This is a genomic window from Timaviella obliquedivisa GSE-PSE-MK23-08B, from assembly GCA_019358855.1.
GTDB classification, from domain to species: domain Bacteria; phylum Cyanobacteriota; class Cyanobacteriia; order Elainellales; family Elainellaceae; genus Timaviella; species Timaviella obliquedivisa.
Genome location: JAHHII010000005.1, coordinates 250,104 through 265,071, shown reverse-complemented (window position 1 = coordinate 265,071; position 14,968 = coordinate 250,104). Strand labels below are relative to the sequence as shown.

Here is a 14,968-nt window from a genome sequence, read left to right as displayed (position 1 = left end):
TAGTTCGTCTTTATGTAACAATGGAGTTATTGCAAATTTAGCAATGCTCAACACTATTTCTCTTTGAATTAAAGCTGCTCGATCGCTTTTACTGCTGTTAAGTAGCGTCCTTTAATGTCGTTGCGGTCTAATTCTTCTGAAATGCCCTCCTGGCTACCGCGTTCAATCATTTTGGCATGACGTAAAAGTGTAGTGCGATCGGTAGTTCGGTGCGTGCAGGATGCAATTGTGGCGATCGCTTCTAGTAGCCGCATAGTGACAGCAACACTTGATTGTCCATACTGCCGAATTTGATTAAAGGCAGCATCCGTTACATCTGCAAATGCGATCGGTTCAGCAATAATGCGAAGCTGGTCGTGGTCGTCATGGCGATAGGGAGAAGGAATTTCTTGTTGGGCGAAGTGACAGAGGGCAGCATTTAACTGATCAATGCAACGAATAGCAGTAAACGGATCGTTAATTCCTGGAGAAAGCGCCCGAACGGCAATTTCAACCAGTTGATCGATCGAAAACTCTATATCCTGTTGTGCTGTGCGCTGTGAGCCGAGAATAAAAGCATCGTTGATTTGATCTGTAAGTTGCTTATTTACTTTTTCGTCAGGAAAGACCCGCGTTAATTCATGTCCTTGGATTATAAAGTGACCCGGACGATGCTGGAGCCGAAGTAACACATTGTTTTCAGTTGCAATCTTCATTAATTGCTCATCATCAATGGCTTGAATATAGCCACTGGTTGCGGCTTTAATAGGACGAGCAATTTTGTCGAAGTTGGCTGGAATATTTGCCAGGGTCATGTCCTGCCGTTGCTTTGACACACTGCGTCCAATTTTTTCAGGAAACAGCCGATCGATCGCCTCATCAAGTTCCTGCCCCACTTTTTTGATGACCTGATCAACCTGAATTGATGAGGCGGAATGATGAATAAAGTAAATCAACACACCAATACTGGCGATCGCTAAACCAATGCCGCAGGTCACAGAAAGGTGGGGAACGAACTCATTCTCTTCCACTCCGTTGATCGTTCGTAGCACCATCAAGCTATAAACAAACGTGGAAATGAAGGTTCCTAGCACAACTTGATTGCCCGTATCTTGCATAAAGTTTCGCAGCAAGCGGGGTCCAAACTGGGAAGATGCAAGCTGAAGGGCTACAATTGTAATGGAAAAAGCCGTGGTGGCAACGCTCATCATTGAACTAGCGATCGCTGAGAGAATGGCACGTGAACCGTTAGGACCTAAAGAATATGCCCAGCCCAGTTTTTCAATAACGTTGGTTTCTAGCCTCTGATCGACGGCGATAGTTACAAACGAAAAGGCGATCGATAGAACTACCATCAGGGTTGGCACAAACCAGAAACTGGAATGTAAAGAGTCCCAAAACTTGCCTATTTTTGCGTGTCTCATCGATTGTTTGAAGAGGAATGGTAATTTGTTGAAGATCTACTATCATTTTTCGCGTCATTACGTTGAGATTGGATCTCAGTAAACTGTCTAAGAGCATGGCTAATACTACGGGGCTGTGGAACTTCGCGTTTTCCAGAAGGCCAGCCTTCTCGTTGACGAGCGCGATCGCCATCGGTGTCTTCGGTTTGATCGTGGAACAAAATTTGCTGAGTTGGAAAGGGCAAATCAATTCCGTTTTCCATCAGTTTGTTTTTGATGTTGGTTAAAACGCGATCTTGCATATCTAAAACATCTGCCCGACGAGGCGGCTGCACCCACCAGCGAGCGCGAATTTTAACGGTGCTATCTGCCAGTTCTACTACAAGTGCATCCGGTGCAGGATTTTCTAACACCCCGTCGGTTTCATGAATTGCCCCCAGAATTAACTGTCTGGCAGTATTAATATCATCGCCATAGCCAATCCCAATGTCGTACTCCAAACGGCGATTTTCAAATGCAGTGTTAACCGTAACTGAGTTGGTAAATAGCTCTGAATTAGGAATTACAATACGCCGACCATCGTAGGTTCTAATTGTTGTTGCTCGCGTGTGAATTTGTTCGACGGTGCCCTCAAAATCCTTAAAGACAATTTGATCATCAATTTGAAATGGCTCAGTTAGGAGGATCAAAATACCAGCTAAAAAGTTTTGCAAAATATCTCGAAATGCAAACCCGATCGCCACCCCGCTAATGCCTAGTAACTGCACCAAATCGCTTGCTTTAAGAGACGGAATCACAATTGACAGAGCAATGAATAATCCTACCAGAATTGTTACGCCTTGTGCCAATCGCCCCAGCACTAATCCTAGATTACGAGCTTGGCGATGATTGCGAGTTAGCTTTTTTACCGTTCCTTTAATAACTCTGGCAACGAAGAAAAAGATCGTAAAAACAATCAATGCCAGCACAATATTAGGCAGCAAGACAAAAAAGCCATTTGCCATTGCTTGAACTTTATCCCATACAGTGAATACGTCTGTGTTCATCACACTCCTTTCCAAATCGCAACCGAATTGTACACAAAACGGGCAGGACTCGCTTCTGTCTCAGGTTTAGCGATCGCTTTGCCGCAGGTTTTGGATTTCTGTTTACAGGGCAATAATTTTGTTTCGCGACTTTGACCAATAGTGATGACATTAAACCTCTTTTGGAAAATCTTATTGTAGGAAGGGAGCCAGTTCCTGATTGAGTTGTCCGGCTCGAACCAACTCAGCGTAAGTATCTGCTTCAATTGCCAGCAGTTCTAGCTTGAATTGTTCGGCGGCAAATGTGCGTAAATCCGGGTGTTCGTCTTGCAAGGTATCGATCGCTTCCTCTAGACGTACAATTTCTCCTTTAATTAAAGACGTTTGATAGCGGTAAAACTCTGGCTCAATGGCTGGACGATCTTCAGACTGTCCCAGGTGCTGTAACACTCTTTTTAATGCAGATAAGCGGGCAATCGCTTCTGAAAATTGCTGTTGCAACGGTTGGTTGCCTAACAGATTTAGCCATTCCAGCAGCGGTTTAATTGTTAATCCTTGTACCAGCAAGGTAAATAACACTACCCCAAAAACGGTAGCAATAATTTCTTCACGATCGGGCAGAATGGCAGGTACACTCAATGCCAAGGCGATCGACACCGATCCTCTGAGTCCTCCCCACAGCAGCACGGTTTGTTCTTGGAGTGGAACTGTAGATTCGGTCAGACGATTACTAAAAGCGCTCAAGCCGAAAATAGCGATCGCCCGTGTGATCAGCATAGCTATTAGCGTAATCGCAATGATGCCGAGGTTTTGCCCCAAAGTATTGAAATGAATTTGATCGCCAATTAGCAGGAAGACGATCGAATTGACAAAAAATGCCAGAAATTCCCAGAACTCAGTCACAATAATCCGCGTGCGAGGGTTCATGCCAATGCGAGAACCAAAGTTACCTAAAATTAAGCCCATCGTCACAACGCCAATTACCCCAGAACCACCCAAATCCTCAATAATTAAATAGGTGCCATAGGCGGACACTAGGGTAAATGATTGTTCGACCAAAGGCAAGTCAAATCGTTGCGTCAGGTAAGAGATACCAAATCCAATGAGGCTACCCCCTGCAATGCCGATGCCGACCACGCGCCCAAACTCAATGACAGCAGATTGAATTGATAAATCTGCTGTTCCCAACGGCAAGGTCACCAGAAAACTGAAAGCAACCACTGCCATGCCATCGTTAAACAGACTTTCCCCTTCCATTAAAACGCTGAGCCGATTGCCTACCCCTAGTTCCCGAAATAAAGCAATCACTGACACCGGATCAGTGGCAGACAAACTGGCTCCGATCAGTAGCGCAGTCGTCAGAGAAACTCCTGCCCATTGGTTCAGTCCTAGCGCAATGCCTGCGATCGCCACCAGAACCCCAAACACGGCGTAAAGACAAATGGGCAGGAGTTCCTGCTTGAGTTCTGACCACTTCAAATTCCACGCGGCTTCAAACAAGAGGGGTGGCAAAAAAATAGAGAGAATCATCTCTGGCGATAGATCTACCAGGCGCACATCTATAAATGCCAGCCCTAATCCCACAATCACCAACAAAAGGGTATAAGGAATTTGACGAAACCAGCTAAAAACGCGGGGCAAGGTTGCCACACTCAAGGAAATCGACAGCACCAGCAAGAACTGCTTCAGGTTTGTCTCGATCGTCATTTCACTTAAAGTCGGAGCCATTGCCATTTGTTTAAAAGATAATCTCTACAATTTTCATACTATTGGAGCATGACCGCTACAGCCTTAAGTAAGATGCTAGGCAAAGGTCAGAGTTCTGGGATTTTAAAAGGAGTCAAATGTGCTAACTCATCTTCGCGATCGCTTCAGAACTTTTAGGCATCAAAATCAGAGCTTGATCCAATCACAGCAGCTTGAAGTGGGGCTACTGACGGAATCAACACCCGACTCATCTTACCTGATCTTGATCATCAGTTCTTGCGCGATCGCCACCTTCGGCTTGTTGTCCAACAGCACGGCGGTGATTATTGGTGCGATGATTATTGCTCCTCTCATGCTGCCAATTCGTGGACTTGCGTTTGGGGCGCTGACAGGAAATATCGTGCTGTTTCGGCGGGGCTTAGTCGCCGTTGCTGTGGGGACTGCCCTGGCAGTAGTGCTTGCCTGGATGTTGGGCAAATTGGTCGGCATTTCTAACTTTGACAGTGAAGTTTTGGCGCGATCGGAACCGACGCTGCTGGATTTGGGGATTGCGGTTGCGGCTGGAGGGGTGAGTGGCTATGCGAAGGTACAGCCGAAAATCTCAGAAAGTCTTGCGGGAACGGCGATCGCAGTTGCCCTGATGCCGCCCATTTGCGTTATTGGCTTAGGGCTGTCTCAGGCAAATTGGACCCTCAGCCAGGGAGCTATGTTGCTCTATCTAACCAATCTACTAGGCATCACCCTATCCTGCATGGTCACTTTTTTACTAGCAGGCTATGCTTCCTTTCGCCATGCTCATAAAGCACTTGCCTGGATACTTATTCTTACTGCAATCCTGTTGCTTCCTTTAGGGTTTAGCTTTACCCGATTGGTGAGGCAGGCACGCCTGGAAACCAGTTTACGACAGGCACTATTAAATCGCACCCTTACCTTTCAGCGCTTAGACTTGTTAAGCAGCAGCAGCAACTGGTTAACTAATCCTCCAGAAGTCCGATTGAATGTTCGCGCTAAGGAACCGATTACACCCAGGCAAGTAGCCCTTCTGGAAGCATTTGTGCAGCGTGAAATGGGACAACCATTTACGCTGATATTTATCGCTGGACAAGTTGAAGAAATCCGTCGAGAAGATACGGATGCTGAGAATTAAGGCGATCGTTTAAATTCCGTCAACTACTCCCACATTTTTACCGAATACTTGAAAGTTTTTTTCGCATCTACTTGATAGTAGTGTTCTGGACCTATGGATTAGCAGTTAGATACCTAAGCCAAATTCATACCGATTGATAAACAGTCTAATCACAGCATCATGAAGCCATTTAGACTTGGAAAAACAAATGGTTTTACAGGCTAACTGTTTGATTCTTGTGCGTAAGATGGAATGCTTGCGCTCGATGGTTTGAGTATGACTTTTACCTACCGTGTGCAAGGCAAGATGCAGATGGCGCTGATCTGCGCCCCAGGCATTGGTATAGAACTAGGTAATTCAAAGGGTTCTAGCAAGGTTTTCAATACGATGAAGGGTTAAGCGAGGACTGTGCGGTTTACAAGTTGCAATACCCTTCCGTTGAGAAGGTTGGGAAATGCGAGGGTCATGACTTTGTGAAGCGCGGGCTAACATGTCACGGCAGCGGACGATCGGAAGTCGCTGGTGCAGAGTTCAAAGTTTGTCGGTCGCTGCTGCGGTTTGTCATTAGGCTCTAAGACGAGTAGTGACGTACATCAAGAAGTCAGAAGTCATCGGTTGGCTGGGGTTACAGCAGCTTTGACATAAGAACCTAAAGCTAGGGCGGATTTCAAGATAAGTTGAAACGCCGCCCTCATTGTTGTCTCTGGTTTTCGCCCGCGCTCAAGATTGTCGCAGGTTGCGTAGCCTCGACCGATGATCACCGATGATCGGTTGGAGGTACGCTTAGAAACTCCGAGCAGAGCTTTTCGCTGAGATCATGCGAAGGTCATAGCGATCGAGGTTCATTACCTTATCCCACGCCGCCACAAAGTCATTCACAAATTTCTGCTGCGAGTCCACACAACCATAGACTTCTGCAAGGGCTCGTAGCTGAGAATTTGAGCCGAAGATGAGGTCAACGCGGGTGATCGCTCCTAATTGTTCCATTTGTTGTACAAATCTTCGTAGCAGTTGGGCTAACGGGATATATTTCCCTGCGAAATGGACAGAAGGCAGTCAATGATGTTGCCAGTCAGCTACGACAAGAGATGAGCGATCGCCTCAACCTGCAAGTTCTGAACTACTTGGAAAAACCCTATGTTGCGGGTCAAGTGATCGTGGCTGCGGCTCAAGAGGGTCAGCTTGATCTATCAGATTTCACCAAACTGGAACGAACGTTGTGGCGGTTAGTCAGCCAAGGTACGAGCGAAGATATGCAAATTGGTTTGTCTGATGGCACAAGTATCGCTCTAGAAAATACACTCGATGATGGCATCGTTTCCCGCATCAGTAACAAAGCAAATCTACCTCAGCGCCAATTCTACAAACTTAATGATCAAGGTCAACGGATCGCACTGCTCAAAACTCAGGCAGAGTTTGATCCCCGATCTCGCCCCTGGTATCAAGTCGTCCAAAAAGCCAGAAAACCAGCCTGGACATCTCAGCCCTACTTCAGCAGTTCGTCTAAGACAGCTTCAATAGCTCTATCTCAGCCGATCTACAACAGCACTGGAACATTATGGGGAGTGCAAAAAAGTACCTTTCGGATTACTAAGATTCATCGGTTTCTGAGCGAGTTAAAGGTGGGTTAGAGCGGGCAAACGTTTATTATCGATCGATCGGGCAATCTGATTGCCAGTTCAACGATCCAACAGCCTTATATTCTTGACCTGAAAAATGAGGAGTTGCAACAAATTCCTGCCGTAAAGTCCGAAAGTTTTGCGATTCGTACTACCGCACAAGCCATCCTCGATCAGTTTGGCAACTTCAACGCCATTCAACAGATTCAACAGCTTGATTTCATGCTGGATCATCAGCGGCAGTTTGTTCAAGTTTCAGCTATTCGAGACGAACGCGGTATCGATTGGCTCAGCGTTGTTGTGATGCCCGAATCAGACTTTATGGCACAAATCAATGCCAATACTCGCACCACAATTTTGCTGTGCTTAGGTGCTCTGGCGGTAACGACCGCACTAGGTCTTTTGACTTCGCGCTGGATTACCAAACCAATTTTGCAGCTACAAAAAGCCAGTCAGGCGGTTAGCTCTGGACAGTTAGATCAAACGGTTCAGGTGCGAGGTATTTACGAATTAGAATCGCTGGCAGATTCCTTTAACCAGATGGCAGATCAACTGCAAGGCTCTTTCATTGAGTTGGAAACCCGAGTTGAGGAACGCACCGCAGAACTGAAAGAAGCAAAACTGGTAGCCGATCGCGCGAACCAAGCCAAGAGCGAATTTCTTGCCAACATGAGCCACGAACTCCGCACGCCTCTCAACGGCATTCTGGGCTATGCTCAAATTCTCAACCGCTCCAAAGCATTGCCCATGAAAGAACGCCACGGGGTAGAAATTCTTTACCAGTGCAGTTCTCATTTGCTGACACTCATTAACGATGTGTTGGACTTGTCCAAAATTGAAGCCCGTAAGCTAGACCTTGCGCCTAAGGCAATTCATTTTCCTTCATTCCTTCAAGGGGTTGCCGAAATCTGCCGCATTCGTGCCGACCAAAAAGCGATCAATTTCCTTTACGATCCTGATCCGCAGTTGCCCGAAGGGCTTTTTGTCGATGAAAAACGGCTGCGTCAGGTGTTGCTCAACTTGTTGGGAAATGCGATTAAATTCACTGATACAGGATCTGTCGCGCTCAAAGTAACCGTGATGGAGAGTGCCGAGCCATCCCTTCGCCGGATCAAATTTCAAGTTGAAGATACGGACGTTGGGATTGCATCTGACCAAGTAACCAAAATTTTCCAGGCTTTTGAACAAGTGGGCGATCGCCAGCGCCAAGCCGAAGGTACGGGCTTAGGATTAGCGATCAGCCAAAAAATTGTTCAACTGATGAATGGGCAAATCCAAGTTAAGAGTCAACCTGGAGTCGGCAGTGATTTCTGGTTTGAGGTGGAACTAGCGATCGCCATCGATTGGGCACATCAAAACTCCCTCACCACTGGCAAACAAATTATCGGTTATGAAGGACAACGACGCAGCATTCTAGTAGTAGACGATCGGTGGGAAAACCGAGCCGTTCTTGTCAATTTATTAGAGCCAATTGGCTTCCAACTGACTGAGGCTGAAAATGGACAGGTAGGATTGGAAAAAATCCGCCAGTCTCAACCCGACTTGGTGATTACAGATTTGGCGATGCCAGTCATGAACGGTTTTGAACTGCTCAAACAAGTTCGCGGTGCCCATGATTTGCAACACCAAAAGATCATTGTTTCTTCTGCCTCAGTCGCCCAAGCCGACCAACAGATGAGTTTAGATGTAGGGGGAGATGATTTCTTAGCAAAACCAGTAGAAGTCAGTGAATTATTTAAGCTCCTAGCCACTCACTTGAATTTAGAGTGGACTTATGAAATGACGGCTACAAAAGACTCGCAGTCATCTTCAACAACTGAATTGCAGAACCCAGAAGAAGCTATGCTTCCCACTATATAGTGGAGTTAAAAACGCTACTAGAACTGGCTCGGAAAGGCAATTTAAAGCGGCTACGAGAACACACAGAGCAGATGGTTTACTCTAACCCTCGCTACACTGGTTTTGCCTCACAGATTCTTCAGCTTGCCAAGCAATTTAAAGCTGAAGAGATTGAAGAGTTGCTGAAACAGCACTTGATAGAGGAGAAAGCCGATGTCTAGTGCTGAATTAATTCTGGTAGTAGATGATATTCCTGCGAACTTAGAAGTAGTTTGTGAAACTTTAGGGGATGCGGGGTATGAAGTGGCAACAGCGCTCGATGGCGATCGCGCTCTGAAGCGAGTCCAAGCCCATCCTCCCGATCTGATCTTACTGGATGTACAGATGCCAGGAATTGACGGCTTTGAAACCTGCCAACGTCTGAAGGCAGATCCAACAACCGCCTGTTATTCCGATCATTTTTATAACCGCTCTCTCTGATGCCGATAGTAAGGAGAAAGGATTTGTTCTGGGTGCTGTGGACTACATCACCAAACCCTTTCAAGAGAAGGAGATGCTACGACGGGTAAAAACTCATTTGCAGTTACGGCAGTTAACCAAAAATCTAGAACAACGTGTAGCAGAGCAAACGTCTAACTTAGAAGCAACACTGACACAGCTTCAACAGTCTCAGATCCAGTTAATCCACCGTGAAAAAATGTCTGCTTTGGGCAATTTAGTGGCGGGTGTGGCGCACGAAATTAACAACCCGCTTGTGTTTATTGCTGGTAATCTGCAACCCGCTCAAGACTACATTAAAGATCTCTTTCAACTTATTGATCTTTACCAAAAAGAACTTCCTCATCCAAGTTCTACCCTAAAGGAAGCTTTAGAAGCCATAGACTTGAAATTCTTGCAAGCGGATTTACCTAACCTGATTGATTCGATGCAAGGAGGAGTCGCTCGCATTCGTGCCATCAGCACTAGTTTAAGAACTTTCTCGCGGTCTGATTGCGATCGCCCTATTCTTTGCAATATTCATGACGGCATTGACAGCACGATCATGATTCTCAAGCATCGACTCAAAGCCAATGAATCTCGCCCGGAAATTAAAGTTATTACTGATTATGGTAATTTGCCACAGATAGAATGCTTTGCCGGACAGTTAAATCAAGTGTTCATGAATCTGCTGGCAAATGCGATTGATGCATCAGAAGAAAAGATTCAAAAGCTGTGCGTCACGTTCCGCGACCGATGCCCTACAAGACTTTAATCAAGGACGCAGCTTTGCAGAAAGTCAAGCCAACCCCAATCAAATCATCATTAAAACAGAACTATCTGCAGATCAGCAACAGTCCGTGATCCGAATTCAGGATCATGGGATTGGCATGACCGAGGCAGTGAAGCAAAAAATCTTTGACCATCTGTTTACAACCAAAGGTGTGAGGCAAGGGACAGGGCTAGGATTGGCGATCGTCCATCAAATCATAGTTAAGAAGCACTTCGGAACGATAGAAGTGAACTCGACTTTAGGTCAAGGGAGAGAGTTTATGATTTCAATTCCGGTGCAGGCAACCACTGTAAAAGAAATTTAGGGGTCGAGCCAAGATCCGTATAATTTAGTGCCACCAATTTTGATTGAGAAGTCAGCAGAAGTCATACTAGCCAAACGCTCATCGTCATGGGTGAGACAGGGTGAAGGGCTGAACTTCAGAGAGCAGAGCCGCAAAGCTCGACGTGGCGATGAACGTTCTTCTGCCGAAACAATGTAGTGTACAGCAGACTAACGATCCCATTCACCCGCCGACAGGATATTTGAATTCCCACCGATCGCTCTCTGTCGGTCGGTGTGCAACGAGCTTGTGTTGGTTCAATTGCTCCTTGAGATATGCCTAAACAAGCTTTAGCTCCATCTGAATATTACAGCGTTGGTACGGTGAAGGCTGCCCAACTACTTTCCGAAACCCTAGCTTTTGGTAGAGATTAATTGCAGGCTCTAAGATCGTATTGCTCTCTAAAAAGACTGTTTCTGCTCTTAACTCACGCGCTTTGTTGATGGCTGCTTGCCCTAAGAGCCATCCGATCCCTTTGCCTTTAGCTTTTTCTGTGACTGCCATTTTAGCCAATTCATAGGTATGGTCATCTATCTTGATTAGGGCACAACCCCCAACAATTTCGCCTTTATGCCGTGCCATAAAGATGTGTCCACCTGGCTTCAAAATTTTTTCATTGGGATGACTGAGGGATTGGTGATCAGCTTCTTCTAGCTGAAAGTATTCCTCAATCCACTCGTAGTTCAGGCGCTTGAAATCATTGTGAAACTCTGGTAAGTAATCAATAATTTCAACAGATTTCTGTTCACGCATTTTTTGCACCGCTTGGACACGAGCAAAAAAGCTTTTGTCAGCAAGCAGAAATTCAACCTCTGCGATCGCGTTCTAGAGATCATATTGTGATTCTGATAACAGTTCCTCAACAGCTTGGTTTACATCAACACACTGCTGTTCAAGGTAAGGGATCAATTGCTTCCCAGAATCAGAGAGTTTTACAACGCTCACTCTCGCATCCTGACTATGCTTTTCAGTTGTTGCGAATCCTCGATTGCTCATCTCTCTAACAATCTGGCTGACAGAAGCATGAGAGTGTCCAATAATTTGAGCAATCTCAGTAACTGCTGCGCTCTCCTTCTGCGACAAAACATAGAAAACAGGAAACCACTTTGGATCTAGCGTAACCCTGTAAAGGGTGTAAATTTTTGCGGCATCTTCGGTCAAGCGATCGCTTAATCGTCGCAGACGGCTACCTAGTGCTACTTTACCAACTTGGGGGTAAAAAACCATATTATGTAAGCAGTTGCGTAAGTGCTTACATAATATCATAGGCATTTAACAGGAATTGCAGACTAACGGTTGAACTCATTGGACGAGAATAATCTTTGCAACTCAATAATAACCTACGCTCCGTTCCGGTGCATCTTGCACTGACTGATGGCAACCCATCCCGCATTGTAGATCAAAATGTCGAGGCGACCAAACTTCTCCAGTGTAGTTTCCACTCTTTCTTCGGCAGTTATCTCTACTATCGAGGATGACGTTGATCGGAAACGCAATCCCGCCTACTTCTCGAATCCTGCTTGCGGCATCAGCCGCCACGTTCGGATCGAACCCGGTTCCATCTTTGTTAACGCCTGCGCCATGTATAACCACTCGTGCTCCTCTTCCCATCAGCAGGCGGGCATAGGCTGTTTCAAACCTCGCCTGCTTCCAGTAATAATTGCTACTTGATCTTCAAGTCGAATCACTTAATTTTCTCCTGACTTAAATTCTGCTTTTTAGTAGGTGTATGCACTGTCTAACGGCACAGGTCAGCCGCCGCGAGGATCTCTCGAACTTAATGAAGAAACTCTTTACGGTCGGCTGCACCGCATTGTTGTGCTGCGCCGCTTGGTTGCAACGTTGCTCTCCATCGAACAATGACCTCAGCTAGATTGTGCATGGCTATCACCAAATTCGCTTCAAAATCTGCCGCTGCTTGATGATTTGCCGTATCAGTTACACCACGCAACTCAATATAATACTTCTCATTGAATTTACACGCTCTCGCCCCTCCTGCCCCTTCCCACGCAACAGCAATACAATTGGTTAAGTTCATTACCTCTTGCCCTCTTGCAGCATCAACAATATCCTCGTCACCGCTTGCAACAGCACCAAAATGAACTGAAAACGCTAAATTCGACTGAGGTAAATTTTGGAGAACCTCAATGACTTGAGGATCTCCAGCGAAACGAGGCAGAGGGCGGCTGACAAATTTCAGGTTGTAGTCGTGTTCAACCGTTTCAGTTGCGACCACAACATCGCCAACGTTCAATGAACTAGTCAATGCTCCAGCGGCTCCGGCGCACACTAACAGTTGTATTTGTGGAACCTGGCAAAGCAAGTACTGGGACTGGATACTAAACTGCGTTTTGCCATGTCCGCCATAGGTAACTAATAAGTCAATCTCGCTAAATTCAAAAACGTCTAGCCTACCTAATCGAATCTCTCTTTTTTGTAGTCCAAACTTCTCTAATTCAGCGACCAGAAAAGCTAGTTCTTCTTGAAGTGGAGCGAGAATTGCCGTCTTCATCAAGAAATTTGACCGCGAACTTCCTGAATGATTCTAGCTTGACATTTTGCACATATCAACAATCTCTCAATCACCGCCCTCACTCATAACCTTGAATCTGTGAATGCTGGGGAAATGACAAATCGATTTCGAACTATTGTCATCACCCGAAAGATAAGTAGCCTAACGACCCGCTTCACACGCCGCTAGTGATCTTTTGGACTAGACTAACCATCTTGATACGGTCGGTGTGCAAGCGGATTGTTCTGCCGCCACAATCAACATTTATGCTTTTGAAAATCAAGCCATGCTCCCTGAGTCTTTCGTAGAAGTAGCTCTGAATGCCCCTTCACAATGTAATCCTTTAGTTCTCCAATAACTGAATATCCTAATCGCTCATAGAGACGACGGGCATTTTGATTAAACGATGAAACACAGATAAATACATTCGGACTATCTCTAAATATCCTGCCTTCCGCCCACTCAATCAGCTTTGTTCCGATTCCTCTTCCACGCTGCTCTGCTGCTACACAAACGGTCTGAATGTATCCAATGAACGTCCCCTGCATATTGACAATCACAAATCCAACAACTTGTGCGTCAGATTCAGCAACGTAGATTTCTTTGCTTGTGTCTTGCATCTTATGCAAACTATCTTTATAACTAGTTCCGAATCGAACCCAAGGTTCTTCCTCGACCATCATTCGAGCGCATTGCTCCGGCTCAATAGACCCTCGAATTGGACGAATGATCAACCTTTCTGCCTCAAAACTCATGTCCTTAACCACCCACTTAAAGAAGTCCAGCTTGATGCCAAATACTAAGCAAATTTACTGCTTTTCGTTACTAGCATCTTTAGGATTGCTTAACATTTGAGATACTAACCAATATTCTCACACCACTACCCTATTCGTAACTCAGGCGGCAGAACTATTAATAGACTGAAAGTTTCTGTCTAAAATCCCGGGCTCTTCTGGGTTGATGGTGATAAGTGAGCCTAATCAGAGAAGCAAGCGAGTAGCCGCGCTCGAAAATTATCGAAGTTGGCAAACCCATAAGCTTGACGCTTAATCAATTTAATCCGGTTGTTCATCCCCTCGACTACGCCACTGGTCGTCCGACTCAAAAAGTAATTGCAGATGCCATCGAGATGACTGCGAATGGTCGTCAAGACCTCACAGTAGACAGAGCGAGCTTTCTTGAGCCATTCCAAGAGTTGTTCTTTGCCCGCCTCAACCGTATTGCAAGTTTCAAAAATACTTCTAAATTCTTCCTTTAACTCGTAGGCAAGTTTTAAGCGTCCCGATTGACTCAAGATTACGGCTAATTTAATCTGCTCTTCTGGGCTTAAATCGACCCCGTTCTTGAGTAAAATAAACTTACTGCCTTTAAGCGTCATGTCAACTTGTTTTCGCACTTTATTCAACTCTTCGTTGACTGGCTTCATCACATGAAATCGGTCGAAGACAATCTGAGCATTGGGGAATACTGCTGCAACAACTTTGGGAAACCCTCCCCACATATCGACACTGACTTCCTCTACTTGTTGACGTAGCTCAAGGGGTTGCTGGAGCAGCACTTCAATGATATCTGTCTGTTTATGGCTATCAATCACTTCCAGGAGATTGCTTCGGTCAATATCGCAGACGACCGTGACAAAATCTTTATGCCCTTTCCGTTGACTGACTTCATCAATTCCCACAGGCCTTACCGTTCTCCAGTCTGTTTTTTTTGCTGGGTAAACTTGTGCTTGAAAATTCCCTGAACTTGATCCCAACTGAGGTCTTCTTCCCGACTCACTTGCTCCATACTTGCCGCTTGCACGCGTTGGTAAATATAGTCTTCATAGCGTTGCGTGTAACGCCGTTCCCAATCGATAAATGTCAGATGTTCTGTAAAGTAGCGTTGACAGGGGCGACAGTAAAACTGACGACGAGGCACTTGGAGTTGTACGGGTTGACCAAAAACAGGTAAGTCCCTCACTAAAATAGGGCGATTTTGGTGTAGATCCTCACTCGACTGTTGGCAATCGGGACAGTCGCCTTTTTCCAACAAAAAGCGTAATTTCATGACGACTTGCTGCTCTTGGTGCAGACAGCTTTCGACCGTCGTATCAGGTAGATTGAGAAGGGTGTCGAGATGAAAGTCCATGAACCGATGGCATAGTAAAATGTACCTCACTATACC

Annotated in this window: 16 protein-coding genes and 2 pseudogenes; 6 read left to right on the top strand and 12 right to left on the bottom strand. The window is 45.7% G+C overall.

From position 1 onward, the window contains the following. Positions 1-68 precede the first annotated feature (68 nt). The 3 genes from KME11_11660 to KME11_11650 form a co-directional block, all read right to left on the bottom strand. Positions 69-1,403, bottom strand: a complete 1,335-nt coding sequence (locus KME11_11660) for a DUF2254 domain-containing protein (protein ID MBW4515868.1) — start codon at positions 1,401-1,403, stop codon at positions 69-71. After that, a complete protein-coding gene (locus tag KME11_11655) occupies positions 1,400-2,428 on the bottom strand; it encodes a mechanosensitive ion channel family protein (GenBank protein MBW4515867.1) in 1,029 nt (342 codons plus the stop codon). Before KME11_11655 ends, KME11_11660 begins: the two co-directional genes overlap by 4 nt. Before the next feature lie 171 nt (positions 2,429-2,599). Continuing rightward, positions 2,600-4,141 carry a Na+/H+ antiporter gene (locus tag KME11_11650; GenBank protein ID MBW4515866.1) on the bottom strand — a complete coding sequence of 514 codons (1,542 nt, stop codon included), beginning with the start codon at positions 4,139-4,141 and terminating at the stop codon, positions 2,600-2,602. A gap of 112 nt (positions 4,142-4,253) precedes the next feature. Here KME11_11650 and KME11_11645 point away from each other — a divergent pair, with 112 nt between their 5' ends. Beyond that, positions 4,254-5,261, top strand: a complete 1,008-nt coding sequence (locus tag KME11_11645; protein MBW4515865.1) for a DUF389 domain-containing protein — start codon at positions 4,254-4,256, stop codon at positions 5,259-5,261. A gap of 105 nt (positions 5,262-5,366) precedes the next feature. Here the strand turns inward: KME11_11645 and KME11_11640 are convergent, their stop codons facing one another. Both KME11_11640 and KME11_11635 read right to left on the bottom strand, forming a co-directional pair. After that, the gene (locus KME11_11640) at positions 5,367-5,552 is read right to left on the bottom strand and encodes an IS1 family transposase (protein MBW4515864.1); all 186 of its coding nucleotides are present in this window, start codon (positions 5,550-5,552) and stop codon (positions 5,367-5,369) included. Positions 5,553-6,023: 471 nt separating this feature from the next. Beyond that, a pseudogene (locus tag KME11_11635) lies at positions 6,024-6,206 on the bottom strand (hypothetical protein). 122 nt (positions 6,207-6,328) lie between these two features. Here KME11_11635 and KME11_11630 point away from each other — a divergent pair. From KME11_11630 to KME11_11610, 5 genes and pseudogenes are all read left to right on the top strand, one after another. Next, positions 6,329-6,871 carry a hypothetical protein gene (locus tag KME11_11630; protein ID MBW4515863.1) on the top strand — a complete coding sequence of 181 codons (543 nt, stop codon included), beginning with the start codon at positions 6,329-6,331 and terminating at the stop codon, positions 6,869-6,871. A gap of 93 nt (positions 6,872-6,964) precedes the next feature. Beyond that, on the top strand, positions 6,965-8,719 hold the full coding sequence (locus KME11_11625; protein MBW4515862.1) for a response regulator: 1,755 nt from the start codon (positions 6,965-6,967) through the stop codon (positions 8,717-8,719). Further along, positions 8,719-8,919, top strand: coding sequence for a hypothetical protein (locus KME11_11620; protein MBW4515861.1), 201 nt, complete (start codon positions 8,719-8,721; stop codon positions 8,917-8,919). The genes KME11_11625 and KME11_11620 overlap by 1 nt, the downstream gene beginning before the upstream one ends. Further along, a pseudogene (locus KME11_11615) lies at positions 8,912-9,950 on the top strand (hybrid sensor histidine kinase/response regulator). Before KME11_11620 ends, KME11_11615 begins: the two are co-directional and overlap by 8 nt. After that, positions 9,883-10,272: a HAMP domain-containing histidine kinase gene (locus KME11_11610; GenBank protein ID MBW4515860.1), complete on the top strand. Its 390-nt coding sequence runs from the start codon at positions 9,883-9,885 to the stop codon at positions 10,270-10,272. The pseudogene KME11_11615 and the gene KME11_11610 overlap by 68 nt, the downstream one beginning before the upstream one ends. Before the next feature lie 297 nt (positions 10,273-10,569). On the opposite strand, the gene KME11_11605 is transcribed toward KME11_11610, so the two are convergent. The 7 genes from KME11_11605 to KME11_11575 all read right to left on the bottom strand — a co-directional run bounded on the left by KME11_11605 (position 10,570) and on the right by KME11_11575 (position 14,962). Continuing rightward, entirely contained in the window at positions 10,570-11,043 is a 474-nt protein-coding gene (locus KME11_11605) for a GNAT family N-acetyltransferase (protein ID MBW4515859.1), read from the bottom strand. Between the two features lie 72 nt (positions 11,044-11,115). After that, positions 11,116-11,517: a MarR family winged helix-turn-helix transcriptional regulator gene (locus tag KME11_11600; protein MBW4515858.1), complete on the bottom strand. Its 402-nt coding sequence runs from the start codon at positions 11,515-11,517 to the stop codon at positions 11,116-11,118. Positions 11,518-11,619: 102 nt separating this feature from the next. Next, the gene (locus KME11_11595) at positions 11,620-11,883 is read right to left on the bottom strand and encodes a hypothetical protein (GenBank protein ID MBW4515857.1); all 264 of its coding nucleotides are present in this window, start codon (positions 11,881-11,883) and stop codon (positions 11,620-11,622) included. A gap of 184 nt (positions 11,884-12,067) precedes the next feature. After that, positions 12,068-12,805, bottom strand: coding sequence for a 5'-methylthioadenosine/S-adenosylhomocysteine nucleosidase (locus tag KME11_11590; protein MBW4515856.1), 738 nt, complete (start codon positions 12,803-12,805; stop codon positions 12,068-12,070). Between the two features lie 254 nt (positions 12,806-13,059). Then, positions 13,060-13,557 carry a GNAT family N-acetyltransferase gene (locus KME11_11585; protein MBW4515855.1) on the bottom strand — a complete coding sequence of 166 codons (498 nt, stop codon included), beginning with the start codon at positions 13,555-13,557 and terminating at the stop codon, positions 13,060-13,062. Positions 13,558-13,778: 221 nt separating this feature from the next. Continuing rightward, positions 13,779-14,483 carry an ISL3 family transposase gene (locus KME11_11580; protein MBW4515854.1) on the bottom strand — a complete coding sequence of 235 codons (705 nt, stop codon included), beginning with the start codon at positions 14,481-14,483 and terminating at the stop codon, positions 13,779-13,781. Between the two features lie 5 nt (positions 14,484-14,488). Next, positions 14,489-14,962 carry a transposase family protein gene (locus tag KME11_11575; protein MBW4515853.1) on the bottom strand — a complete coding sequence of 158 codons (474 nt, stop codon included), beginning with the start codon at positions 14,960-14,962 and terminating at the stop codon, positions 14,489-14,491. Between the last annotated feature and the right edge of the window lie 6 nt (positions 14,963-14,968).